This is a genomic window from Paenibacillus lautus NBRC 15380, assembly GCF_004000945.1.
GTDB lineage: Bacteria > Bacillota > Bacilli > Paenibacillales > Paenibacillaceae > Paenibacillus_AQ > Paenibacillus_AQ lautus.
The window spans coordinates 36,211-48,816 of the sequence record NZ_BIMF01000013.1; the positions used below are offsets into that span (position 1 = coordinate 36,211).

General features: G+C 43.2%; 14 protein-coding genes. 8 read left to right on the forward strand and 6 right to left on the reverse strand.

The annotated features are described in order from the left end of the window. Window positions 1–52: 52 nt before the first annotated feature. Entirely contained in the window at window positions 53–427 is a 375-nt protein-coding gene (locus PLA01S_RS20800; RefSeq protein WP_371860445.1) for a winged helix-turn-helix transcriptional regulator, read from the reverse strand. A 100-nt stretch (window positions 428–527) separates the two neighbouring features. Between PLA01S_RS20800 and PLA01S_RS20805 the strand changes: the two genes are divergently transcribed. Next, window positions 528–1,151: a nitroreductase family protein gene (locus tag PLA01S_RS20805; protein WP_127593861.1), complete on the forward strand. Its 624-nt coding sequence runs from the start codon at window positions 528–530 to the stop codon at window positions 1,149–1,151. 124 nt (window positions 1,152–1,275) lie between these two features. Further along, a complete protein-coding gene (locus PLA01S_RS20810; RefSeq protein ID WP_127593862.1) occupies window positions 1,276–2,097 on the forward strand; it encodes a DUF4362 domain-containing protein in 822 nt (273 codons plus the stop codon). 157 nt (window positions 2,098–2,254) lie between these two features. On the opposite strand, the gene PLA01S_RS20815 is transcribed toward PLA01S_RS20810, so the two are convergent. Beyond that, entirely contained in the window at window positions 2,255–2,893 is a 639-nt protein-coding gene (locus tag PLA01S_RS20815; RefSeq protein WP_127593863.1) for a nitroreductase family protein, read from the reverse strand. 117 nt (window positions 2,894–3,010) lie between these two features. Here PLA01S_RS20815 and PLA01S_RS20820 point away from each other — a divergent pair, with 117 nt between their 5' ends. Further along, a complete protein-coding gene (locus PLA01S_RS20820) occupies window positions 3,011–3,370 on the forward strand; it encodes a MerR family transcriptional regulator (RefSeq protein WP_100541392.1) in 360 nt (119 codons plus the stop codon). A gap of 123 nt (window positions 3,371–3,493) precedes the next feature. Then, on the forward strand, window positions 3,494–3,862 hold the full coding sequence (locus PLA01S_RS20825; protein WP_127593864.1) for a YybH family protein: 369 nt from the start codon (window positions 3,494–3,496) through the stop codon (window positions 3,860–3,862). 121 nt (window positions 3,863–3,983) lie between these two features. Here PLA01S_RS20825 and PLA01S_RS20830 read toward each other — a convergent pair whose 3' ends face one another. From PLA01S_RS20830 to PLA01S_RS33070, 4 genes are all read right to left on the reverse strand, one after another. After that, the gene (locus PLA01S_RS20830) at window positions 3,984–4,538 is read right to left on the reverse strand and encodes a DUF1700 domain-containing protein (RefSeq protein ID WP_127593865.1); all 555 of its coding nucleotides are present in this window, start codon (window positions 4,536–4,538) and stop codon (window positions 3,984–3,986) included. A gap of 4 nt (window positions 4,539–4,542) precedes the next feature. Beyond that, window positions 4,543–4,875, reverse strand: a complete 333-nt coding sequence (locus tag PLA01S_RS20835; RefSeq protein ID WP_127593866.1) for a PadR family transcriptional regulator — start codon at window positions 4,873–4,875, stop codon at window positions 4,543–4,545. Between the two features lie 195 nt (window positions 4,876–5,070). Then, the gene (locus PLA01S_RS20840) at window positions 5,071–6,240 is read right to left on the reverse strand and encodes a serine hydrolase domain-containing protein (protein ID WP_127593867.1); all 1,170 of its coding nucleotides are present in this window, start codon (window positions 6,238–6,240) and stop codon (window positions 5,071–5,073) included. 57 nt (window positions 6,241–6,297) lie between these two features. Further along, entirely contained in the window at window positions 6,298–6,387 is a 90-nt protein-coding gene (locus tag PLA01S_RS33070; RefSeq protein WP_246059719.1) for a hypothetical protein, read from the reverse strand. Window positions 6,388–7,192: 805 nt separating this feature from the next. Between PLA01S_RS33070 and PLA01S_RS20850 the strand changes: the two genes are divergently transcribed. The 4 genes from PLA01S_RS20850 to PLA01S_RS20865 all read left to right on the forward strand — a co-directional run bounded on the left by PLA01S_RS20850 (window position 7,193) and on the right by PLA01S_RS20865 (window position 12,576). Next, a complete protein-coding gene (locus tag PLA01S_RS20850; RefSeq protein WP_246059720.1) occupies window positions 7,193–10,684 on the forward strand; it encodes a glycosyl hydrolase family 18 protein in 3,492 nt (1,163 codons plus the stop codon). 63 nt (window positions 10,685–10,747) lie between these two features. Further along, complete coding sequence (locus PLA01S_RS20855) at window positions 10,748–11,158, forward strand: VOC family protein (protein WP_100541395.1); 411 nt, start codon at window positions 10,748–10,750, stop codon at window positions 11,156–11,158. Between the two features lie 194 nt (window positions 11,159–11,352). Beyond that, window positions 11,353–11,781 carry a MarR family winged helix-turn-helix transcriptional regulator gene (locus PLA01S_RS20860; protein ID WP_100541396.1) on the forward strand — a complete coding sequence of 143 codons (429 nt, stop codon included), beginning with the start codon at window positions 11,353–11,355 and terminating at the stop codon, window positions 11,779–11,781. 156 nt (window positions 11,782–11,937) lie between these two features. Then, complete coding sequence (locus PLA01S_RS20865; protein ID WP_127593869.1) at window positions 11,938–12,576, forward strand: FMN-dependent NADH-azoreductase; 639 nt, start codon at window positions 11,938–11,940, stop codon at window positions 12,574–12,576. Window positions 12,577–12,606 lie beyond the last annotated feature (30 nt).

A 12,606-nucleotide genomic window follows, 5' to 3' on the forward strand; every position in this document is an offset into this window, starting at 1 on the left:
CGATCATTCGTCTGCTCGTTTTTTTTCGACGCCTCTTTATATGCACGACCGCCTATTCATGCTGGCAGCAGATTTGCTCTTCTCTTTCGAGGTTTTGAACGGTAGCATAGGTGTTGCCCCATTCACACATTGTATTTAATACAGGCACGAAGGATTGGCCCAGCTCAGTTAAACTGTATTCTACCTTAGGCGGGACTTCCTTAAATACTTCTCTTCGGACAAGCTCATCTCTTTCCAGCTGCTTTAATTGTTCGGTTAAAACTTTCTGCGTTATGGTCGGCATGAGCAGATAGAATTCCTTTGTTCGCCTTGGTTGTTGACTAAGAAAAAAGAGGATTAAACATTTCCACTTTCCTCCTACCGTATTCATAAAAATATTGATTCCCGTATTGAGGCTGTTCATTGTGTATTCCTCCTGAATAGGCACATAAAGGTGGCTAACCCACTTTATTGTGCGTTATTTTCTGCCACGTTACGGTCCATTATAATCGGATTGTGAAGCAAATAAAACATTTGGAGTGAACACAATGAGTGTGAGAGAGATATTAGAACAAAGACGTTCTGTCAGGCATTATGATCCCCATTATAAAATGGAATCGGAAACGTTGGCGGCATTGATTGAAGGAGCCAGTAAATCGCCCAACGGAAACAATATTCAAGCGACACGTTACCTGGTTATAGACGAGCCGAATTTAAGGAACTTAATACTACCCATTGCCTTTCATCAGCAGCAGGTAATAGAAGCATCGGCTCTAATCGTTATACTAGGCGATTATCAAGCATTTGAAAAAGAAAATATTATAAATATCCATGAAGACGGATTCCAAAAGGGTTATTTTGACGCATCCTTAAGAGACTATTTAGCCAACGCGGCAATCGATTATTATCTAAAAAAATCAAAAGATGATTTAAAGTTCGAATTAGTAAGAGACGCAAGCCTGGCATCGATGTCGTTCGTTTTATTGGCGAACGAGGCAGGCCTTGATACGATTACCATGTCCGGGTATGATTCCGAACAGTTAAAGTCGGCCTTACAAATTTCTGATAGGTATGAAGATGTGATGCTGATAGCCATTGGGAAAGGAATTAAACAAGGTCATAAAACCGTTAGACACGATGTGGACAAAGTCATTTATAAAAACAAAATATAATTCATGGAATGAAATATTAGTTTGCTTGTTGTTTGTTCATGCAGCGAGTGGAACAAAATGGGATTAACATCCGTCTAATAGATATGCTTTCTTCGATGTATTTCTATTAGGAGGGACTAGAAGGATGAGAAAAAGCCTGATTGCTGCAGCACTTATAGCAGTATGGATTGTCATAGGCTGTTATGAGAAGGAACAAGCAGCTCCGATCATAGATGAGGCAGTGGACGTGATCAACCAACATGGTGTGAACGTGAAAAATAGGGGGAAACTGGATGCCTTTATCGATCAGACGGAGGGAATGCAGCGTATTGTACATTATACGATTGAGGGAGATCCTGTATTTCATGAATTGAATCATATCGGAGATCGAATCGAGCTGCGTTATGACAATACGTGGGACAGGGAAGGGAATCAACAAGTTACTACCCGTATGTGCAGTGAGCTGAAGCGAGTCGAGACGGATACTTATCTTAGTTATGCGCTGACAGGTTGTGACGGTGAACGTTCTGAGGTGGAGATTCTGCGAATGGAGTATGAGCTAAGGCCGAAGGTAACGTTCGACTTGGAACTGAGGTTCGGCGTTAATCAGAGGAATGAAATCAGTACAAAGGAACGAACCGTCGTCAAGGATCTTCAGAATGGAGAGACTGCGGTGATCCGTGATTTCGAATTCACCGATAAGGAACGTCAGAGCATCTATAAGGCGTTGGTGCTTGCCGACTATCAAGAGGATAAATCGTTAACTACCGCGTGCAATAAAGAGCCGCATGAGAGCTTTGACCTGACGGTAAAGGTAGCGAACGGAAGTTACCACTATGCTTGGAGCGAGTGCGATAAGAGCGAAGACGGTAAACGGATGACCATGCTGGTTGAAGACATCGTCGGCACGTTAGAGGAGCTTGAGGAGTATAAGCGACTGCCCGCTGTGCAAGGATATTACGAATGAGGCCCCGGCGATGTTAAAGCAGCCGATCATAATGATCGGCTGCCTTTTTCTTATTGATTGAGATTTTTGAAGTTTTAACAGTAAGTTCTATATACACCTGCAATTTGAGTCTGATGTTATTTTGAAGAAAGAATGATGAATCGACTACGGACAATGGTTACCTCCAAAATGTAATCTTGTCAGGGCCTAATCGAACGGACTCATGCCCATTTTCTTTGGCTTTTCCTATTGAAATGATCATGACTGGAGCATAGCGTTCTTCATCTAAATCGAATGCTTTTGCTAACTGATCAGCTTCAAAGCCTGCCATTGGATTCGTATCATACCCGTGTGCACGAGCTACTAACATGAACTGCATGGCAAAGAGGCTGCTATCGACTTTTGCTACTTCAACTTTCATTTCTTTTGATAGAGTCGGGAACATGGATAGAATAGTTTCGAGTTGACGATCTCGTACTTCAGCTGGCATTTTTCCTTGTTCCACAGCTGTATTGTAAATTTCTTCAGCATATAAATAGCTTTGGGTATCGCCAAAAATTAATAACATGGCTGATGAAGTATCATTTTGTAATGTATTGAAACGCACAAGAGGTCTTAGCTTTTCTTTTCCTTCTGGAGTATCGACCACAATTACACGCCAAGGCTGCATATTTGCAGAGGATGGAGCCAGACTGGCTTCCGAAATCATGTCGCTTATCTCTTCTTTCGATATTTTAATGTTCTCGTCATAATTACGAACAGAACGTCGGCCCATAACGATATTGGCGAAATCGTTGTTTTGAATATGGTTAAACATAGAACCTCTCCTTTTGATAACATAGATTTTTTTGACAATGTGTATGTCGTTCGTTATCATATTTCGTATTATGAACTATGAACCTAGGTTTATAGCAAGAAATAAAGAGGTCCTATTATGAAAATAAACGATGTTTCAAAATTAACGGGTCTGCCCATATCAACATTAAGATTCTATGAACGTAAAAACCTAATTCCAGACAGTTATGTTAAAAGAGATGTTAATAATTATCGTGTTTATTCTGAAGAGGTTGTTGAGTTTCTAGATGATGTGAAGGCACTTTTATCCGTAGACTTTTCTATAGAAGAATTAAGTTTGCTAGTAAATCAACAACTTAATTTATCATACGAGGCAAAGACAAAAATGGTTGAACAAAAAATCAAAGAAATTGAAGAGATCCAGAAGCGATTGAAAAAGTCAAAGAAATTCTTGAATGCAGTCTTGGAAGGAAAGGCAAATTTTCAAACAAAATGTTAAGGACATTAACATAAACACAGATATATGAAAGTTAACCAGGAAAGATCCGTCATTGAACAAAATTGTACTATACTTTGTTTATTAACTTATATGCCTAGTTGAGGGGTGGAAGGGGGCGGAACGATGTCATATCAAAAGGCACTTGAGGCATACATAGCGGCTACGAATACGCATGATTTTGACAATGTAGCCCGGCTGCTCGACGAAGAAGCGGTCTATTGGTTTTCGGACCGGAGCTGTCATACTCTGAATGAGATTCGAGCATATTTCGAACACGCTTGGCATGTTATTCAGGATGAGGTATACCGGGCGGAGGATGTAGATTGGATCGCGAGTGATGCTTATTCGGCGGTATGTATTTATACCTACCACTTTGAGGGTTATCATCAGGGGACATTTATGTCCGGAAGCGGGAGAGCTACGAATGTGTTTGTTTGCGATGCCGATGGCATATGGAAATTAAAGCACGAGCATTTAAGTTCGATTCGTTAGATCGGTGTGATATCATTCAATAAATAAAAGAAAAAGAGCTCTTAAGGACTCTTTTTCCATCATAGTAAAAACGGGGTGCGGTTGGTCCATGAATGACCGCCGCGCCTCGTTCTTTTTATGATTACAATGTTTTCTTTTTCTGACTAATTACGTGTATGTATTTAATTGTGAGCTTCCATAACACTTTCCCCAACCAAAACATCAACACACCAATCACAATAGAAATGGGTAAGAACAGCATTGGGCTTGGTGTATATGCTCCCATTTCGATTGTTATTCCGGCAATATCGTATCCCATAAGATACCCAACAAATTTAATAATTCCGCCTATTGGTGTAATGACTCCACTAATCATTAAAGCAATGGAAAGAGTACTGATAAGAGGCAAAAGAAACATACCGCTGACGCCTGCAAAGCTGCTACAAAATGCAAATACAGCGCCGAATTTACGCCAACTGAATTTACTGTTCTTTGAAATGGCTCCACCTAAATATGCTCTCGCTAATTCTTTGGGGTTTCCTAACCGTTCGATGATTTGCTCAGAGGATAACCCATTATTTTGCAATTCAAGCATTACACTTTTGATTTCTTTGACAATGTCCATACGCTCGGAATCGGACATAGATTTCAAATACTTTTCAATTTTTTCAAGATAGTCATTCGTAATTTTATCCAAAATTTCACACTCCTTTAATTTCTGCTATAGCAATTAATAAATTATCCCATTCTAAGGACATAGCGTTTAAGTACTCGGTTCCTTTGTCTGTAATGGAATAATATTTTCTCGGTGGCAAACCCTCTGTACTTTCTTGCCAAGATGAAGATACATATTCTTCTTTTAATAATCTTCTAAGCAGAGGATAAATTGTATTTTCTTTTGCAGCAACAATAGGATACTGCTCTAACTTACTTATGATTTCATACCCATAATAGGGTCGCTGCTTTATTAGCAATAGAATACAAAATTCGAGTGTTCCTCGCTTAATTTGTGATCTCCAGTCTTCGACATTCATGATATTGTACCTCCTGCGGATACATCGTACAACACAGTACATCAAATATCAATAGTACTTCAGGATTTTTTTATTCAACGCAATAGAGGGAATCGCTTGCTGCATGTTGACTGATCCAAATACATAAAGCAGCCAAATCTCATGCGCCATCCTTTCCCATGGTTCTACAGAAAGAATAACGTTTTTCCTTTTTGCCTACTTGCTAAATTCAGCAAGTAAAATATTTTTAAAAGGATTAGGACTGTTATCTCTACCCAAGCTGTTCAAACTGACGACCAATGTATGCTTGCCTCCAAGTGTACCTCCAGCAATAGTAGAAAACCCTAGAATGCCACCTGTATGTCCCCATATCGAGACACCGTTTGGAAGCTTAAATTCAAAGATTCCAAGACCATATCCATCCATTCCTGCTCTTCCTGTAGGAACTGTAGTAAGCATTTGTTTTAGTTGCTGTTCCTTCAGTAATTTGCCACCGAGCAAGGAAGAGAAGAATTTATTTAAGTCGTCAGCAGTAGAAATCATATCTCCGGCCGAGCCACCTGCACTTGGGTTATAGTAAGTAACGTCTTTTATCTCACTTGCCTCGTCCGGTTGGGAATATCCCCGAGCATGATTGGTGCCAGGAATAACGCTTGAATTACCAGGTAGGAATGTATCCGACAGTTCAAGCGGTTCAATAATCCGATTTTCAATCTCTTCTGCGTAGCTGTTTCCGGTTACTTTTTCAATAAGAATACCCAGCAATACGTATCCTGTGTTTGAATAAGACCAGCCCTTTCCTGGGTCAAAGTCTGGGGGCAGAGAAATCCCCATCTTCACTATTTCTTCAGCCGTATACGATTTTTTTGTATCCATAAAATCAGCGTCTTTTGACCTTGAGTATTCAGCGATACCACTTGTATGGTTCAATATCTGCCGGATGGTAATCTGTTTACCATCATATCCGTTTCCTTGAATGACACCAGGCAGCCATTTTTCGATGGAGTCGTCTAGATTCAAGCGGTTCTCTTCAGCTAATTGAAGTACAACTGTTGCGGTGAACGTCTTTGTCACGCTGCCTATGCGAAAACGAAAATCTGTTTCCATTGGTTTCTTGGTGCTCAGATTCGCTACCCCAGCCGCATAACCCCATGTTTTTCCACCCTCAGAAGTTTTAGCAAGTATCCCCGGGAATCCAAGTTGCAATGTATCCCGCATGGCTTGCTTGACGGAACTATGATCTCGTTTAGTGCTTGTTTGTAACGAGCTAGATACATTTTGAGTGGGCTCTGCTTTTACTATTGAGGTTGGCGACGTGTACAGCAGGGAACTTCCAGTTATTAAAAGAGCCAGACTTGCAAATGTAATTTGACTACGTATTTTCATAAGGCATTCCTCTTCTCTATTCATATTGTATGGTGGTTGCTTGTTGTTCCACATTGATCACACAGCTATCATGTTTACCAATGACATCATTAAGTTTGTAATCATCTTCATAATTGTTGTTTTACCAACGCCATTCTGTCCTAGCAAGCAGTAAATTCCGCCTTTTTCACATGTATGTTAACCCCCTAAATTACTTATTTTTTCTCGAAATACCCTTGTTAACTGATTATTTTCCATATATCCGTCATATTTGTTCCGTCTTTCACACCTACCTTCCGCATATACATCGTACAACACAGTACCTCAATTAACAATAGTATATCAGAATTTATTAACATAATATAAAATTACAAGAATTTATCCCATGTTTATGGAAATGTATCCCTTCTCAATCGATAGTGTAGGTTCCATGATACAAATATATGAATATTTATTGAACAACAAGGAATTCAAGAAAGGAGGCTGTAGTAGGGCGTACGGACAGTGATTCAATCATGAGTAGAGAGGGGGGAGGGAACTCTACATAGTTGCGTTATACAAATATAAGTAACCGCTTTCAATACAAGTTAGATTTAAGCGATATGCGAAATTAGGCAAGTCATCAAAGAAACACTCGATGACACCGATGGACAGACATTCATTGAAATGCTGTATATTTGCAATCGAAATTTAATCAACAGAGGTGAAAACGGTGACACCCTTTATAACGAAAAAGCACCCGAAATGGGTGATATGTTTTTTGGCCCTTATTCTTATTTTTACACCACTCTTTAATGCTCCTGTATCCTATGCAGCAGAAGCTCCCCCTACAGACAGTTCTACTGACATTTCCACGGTTAGCTCCGGGCTAGAGCCCGCAACAGTAACGAACTCAACGTATAAAGCCCAGACCAATGAAGCCCAGGATCCGCTGGCACCGCAGAATCTTCGTATAGAAAGTGTATCTCATAATATGGCGATATTTCAATGGGATTTCAAACCCGTAGCGGATGACAATAATGTACAGGTGTGGGACGCGGATTCAGGCAAGTGGCTGGCTTGGGGCAATTATTGGACCCGTGCCGTGACCGGATTGACACCTGAAACGACCTATAGGATCTATATTACTTGGGATGGCGACGTGAAAAAAGAACACAGAAGCAATGTATTGGAATTCACCACAACCAAAGACGAAGCTGAATATAAAGATGCACCGTTGACTCCTCCAAGCCATCTTAAAATTGACGATGTAACGGAAGATACGGTTGCGCTGAGTTGGGGTTCGAGTCCCGGAGCCGAAGCTTATGACATTTATATTAATGGAGCATGGAAAGTCGGCACTTGGGAAAACTCCGTTACCACAGCCACCTATGGACCTTTGGAAGCAGGAGAGACTTATACTTTTAAAGTAGGTGCACAGAGAAACGTAAATGGAGCTTTGGAAGCATCCGCCAATAGTAATGCCGCTACTCTTAAGTGGGGGGAACTGGCTCAGCCCCAAGGTCTGCAGGTAGTCACGGCAACACGATCTACGATTTCACTGGGTTGGGCGCCGGTGCCCGGGGCCACAAGCTATGATATTTATCAGGACGGAATAAAGGTTGGTTCGAGTAGCGAGAGTCGGTATGTAGCTGCTGGATTGGAAGAAGGCAAGACCTATTCGTATAAGGTAGTGGGCCATAACGGCCTATGGACTTCGCCTGAAAGCGAAGCTGTGCCGGTTGTGCCTGGCAGCAACTATAACAATATTACGTATTTCACATCATGGTCGGCTAGTACCAAAGATCGTAATTTTCATCCTGGTGACTTGGATCTATCACAGATCACCCACATTAACTATGCCTTCGCAGATGTATGTTGGAAGAAATACGGTAGCGGACCGAGAGCCTGTGAAGATCCTAATATTCCTGCACAGGACCGATACGTCCATGATGGCGAAATTGTGATAGGAGATCCTACGTTTGATTTTCAGAATTTCGCAGCATTCGAATCCGTTAAGGCATCTAACCCCCACTTGAAGCTCATGATTTCCGTAGGCGGCTGGTCTTGGTCTAATAATTTTTCTAACGTAGCCATGACGGAAGAAACACGCCGTACTTTTGCTAACTCTGCTGTGAAATTCCTCCGGGACTACAAGTTTGATGGTTTGGACATCGACTGGGAATACCCGGTGGAAGGCGGGGAAGATGATAACTCCAGAGCACCGGAGGATACGGAAAACTTCACATTATTAATGAGAACCGTTCGCGAGGCGTTGGATGCAGCCGGATCAGTGGACGGAAAGTATTATCTGCTGACGATTGCTTCTGGGCAGGGAGATAATTTTGTTAAAAATGCAGATCTTGCGAATTCCGTGAAATATCTCGATTTCATCAATATCATGACTTACGATTTCAGTGGAAGCTGGGAGACGCTGGGTCATCATAATGCACCACTGTTCTATGACAAAGAGCATCCAAAGGCAGCCTCATCCGCTTCAAGAAATCATGTGCTCGGCGGATTGTTAGGCCATCTGAACGGTGGGGTGCCAACACATAAATTGATCGCGGGCGTTCCCTACTACGGTAAGGGATGGGATGATTGCCCCCCTACGGGTCAATATCAAACCTGTAAGGGTGGATCCTCATTAAAATCGTGGGAAGCGGGCATTTTCGACTTCAGTGACCTCGAGAATAACTACATTGACAAAAACGGCTATAAGAGATATTGGAACGAATCCGCCAAAGTGCCTTACCTGTACAACGACCAAAATAAAGTGTTCATCACGTACAATGATGAGAACACGATGAAGTATACGGCTTCCATCGTGAAGTCGTTGGATATTGCGGGTGTCATGAGTTGGGATATCAGCGGCGACCGCAATAAGACTTTGACGACTCAACTCATTCACGACTTGCCGATCGACGGCAAAGCCAATGCTTCAGCACTCCCGGCTCCGGCGAATCTCGCAAGAGTAAGTGTCGGCGAAAGCTCCATTCAGGTGAAATGGGATGCTGTGGCAGGTGCAACGGGATACGAAGTATATGTGAATCATGCTTTATCAGGTTCGGGTACAGAGAATAGTTACACCATTCATGGCCTTAATGCTTTAACTAATTACAAAATTCATGTACTTGCAGTGGATCGAACGGGAGATGAGATTAACCGCGTCTCCAGCGCTTCGAATCTGCTTAGTGTAACGACTTCAAGCAGCGGTTCCGGTGGATCTGACGGTTCCGGCGGATCAGGAGGTTCGGGAGGCTCTGGTTCCCAAGCGCCTTCGACACCACAACCGCCTAAAGCCAAAGATCAGCTAGAGGCAAAAGTCACGCTTCATGGCGATAAGGCTGTGGTTACCATACCTACGGCTGCAGCTGTTAACAGCATTAACCTTTCGGATTCCTCCAACTTCCAGATCCATGCAGGTACAGGTGCGAAGCAGGCAGAGGTTGAGGTTCCGCTGGAAATCATCGCAGCTCTTGCGAAAAAAGGAGCCAACGCAAGTCTCTCCATTAACGTGAACGGCACAGAATATCGGATTCCGGCTTCGCTGATGACGGTTCCCGGTCCTGTGAAAATCTCGATTGTTTTTCCAGGGGCTGCCGATGCAGCAAGCGTGGAGACACTGCTTAAGGGAAGAGAAGTACTAGCCGATCCGCTGTTGTTCAAGCTTGAACAAATAAACGCGGATAAGACGACGACCGAACTGAAGCATTTCGGCAAAACCCATGTGAGCGAATTTGTGACCGTAGATGCGAAAAAGATAAATATAAAACGAGCCACCGGAGTGGTTTATATACCAGGTACTCATGAGCTTCGATCCATTCCGACCTTGTTTAAAGTTAATACGGATGGTACCGTAACCGTTGAAATCAAAAAAACAGGCAGCGGTATTTATGCTCTGGTTCAGCAAGATATCCGGTTTAGCGACTCGATCCCTTCTTGGGCACGAGAAGACGTGGCGCAGGCTGCTGCCAAGCTGATCGTATCTGGAGAAAGTAACGGAACATTCGGCGGGGATCAACACATTACCCGTGCCGAGATTATATCCATTGTGGTGAAAGCTTTGGGTATTCTGCCTGACGACAGTGATTCCAACTTTAAGGATGTAGATCCGAAATCACGATATGCTAGAGAGATTGCAGCGGCGAAAGCGGCAGGTTTAGTGAAGGGACGCTCAGGCGATACCTTTGATCCAAACAGCTTGATTACGCGTGAGGAATTGGCCGTCATGCTGAGTAATGTGCTGAATTATGCCGGCAAGAAGAACGAAGCCAGCCAAGGAATGTTAAACAAATTCAAAGACCACTCCAAGATTTCGTCCTATGCGAAGTCGTTCGTCGCCTTCGTAGTGGAGCAGAAGATTATGCAAGGCGTATCCGCCTCCAAGCTGGATCCGCAATCCCATGTAACCAAAGCTCAGACGGTGGTAACCGTCATGAGATTGCTGCGGGCCGTGGGTTTGTCTAACGAACATAGCAATTGAAGAGAAATACCGTGCTGCTGCTCATGCTAAGATGAATCTATCAAATCGACGAGGTGATTCGAAATGGCTTTGAAAAGCGACAATATTTTTGTGAACTTACCTGTAAAGGACCTGGAGAGAACGAAGGACTTTTTCTCGAAAATCGGCTTTGAATTTAACGCCCAATTTACGGACAAAAATGCGGCTTGCCTGGTCATCGGCGATAACATCTTTGCCATGCTGCTCACCGAGGATTACTTCAAGACGTTCACCAAGAAAGATCTGTCGAATGCCGCCAACACAACGGAAGTGATTCTGGCATTATCCGCCGAAAGCCGGGAGCAGGTGGACGAAATCGTCAATGCCGCGCTTTCCGCAGGAGGGTCGCCTTCCAATGATCCGGTGGATCATGGATTTATGTATGGTTGGAGTTTCCAGGATCCGGATGGCCACCTGTGGGAAGTCATGTACATGGATCAGAGCCAGGTCGAATAAGAAGCATTGAAGCAAACAGATGCAGGATCTTCAACATGAAGAAGCATACACCCAATAAAATGAAGCGGCAGCGGTCTCCGGGGGTTATGGGGGAAATCTGCCGCTTTACTTTTATTTGGAAATCCATTATATTTGTATGTGCAAACAATAAATGGTGATTCAACAGGATGAACTCAGCGAAGGAGGTAGCCGTTATGTTAAACACGTATATCAAGGAATGCCTTTACTTCACTGCCAATCGTCTTAGCCGGGTCATTACCAAGATGGCCGAAGACGAGTTTGCCGCAAGCGGCTTGTCACCCACATATGCTTATTTGCTTATGGCTGTATATGAGAAGGAAGGGATCTCGCAGAAGGAATTAGGCGAAATTCTTCATCTTCAGCCTTCTACCGTAACCCGACTGGTTGAGAAGCTGGCCGTTAAAGGGCTGGTTTATAATCGGGTGGAAGGAAGGATGTCACTGATCTATACAACCGATAAAGGGAAGGCTTTGGAGAAAGTGATTCACGAGTGCTGGATGAATTTGCGCAGTCGTTACGGCGCTATATTAGGTCATGCCGAAGGTGATGAATTATCGCTGCGTTTATACGAGGTGAGTGATCAATTGGAGAATAAGGACTGAGGTCTTTATTTTCGCAGAACAATAATTGTATGCACAAACAATCTTTGTATAAAAGCAGGATTGGATTAAGCATATGATTCTGATCGGGAGGTGAGTCAGGGCTGGCAAGCTAGCTGGTGACTTTGTTGTCCACAAAATAAAAGGAGTGTTGTTTATATGGAACGCGTACTCGTTATTAATGCACATCCGAGGGTAAGAAGCGAGAAATCCTTGAGCTTGCAGGTGCTGGAGCATTTCGTAAGTAAGTATGCAGCGCAGAATCCGGCCAGTCTGATCGAACAGATTGATCTATATCGGGAGGACGTACCCGCCATTGACACAAGTCTGCTGAACGGGTGGGAAAAGCTTGAGAGCGGGGAGCCGCTAACAGAAGGTGAGGAGAAGGTGATGGGGCGGATGGCTGAAATCCTGCAGCAGTTCAAAGGAGCATCCAAGTATGTAATCGCCATGCCGCTGCACAATTTTAACATCCCTTCCAAGCTGAAAGATTATATGGATAATATCATCGTTCCGAAGGAAACGTTCAGATATACGGAAAGCGGGTCCGAAGGACTCCTTACCGACGGAAGAAGTATAGTGGTCATTCAGGGCAGCGACGGCATATACACGGAGAATGATTGGTACCGAGAGGTTGAATATTCGCATAAGTATCTGAAATCCATGTTCGAATTCCTTGGCATTACGGATTATGAGATCATTCGTGCACAAGGCCGCGCCATGCTCGATGTTAAAGATATTTTGGACACAAGCCGATTGGCCGCAGCGGAAGTCGTGGAACGTTGGAGTTCCAAATAAATCACGCAAAAAAGGCCCTCCAAGTGAAAC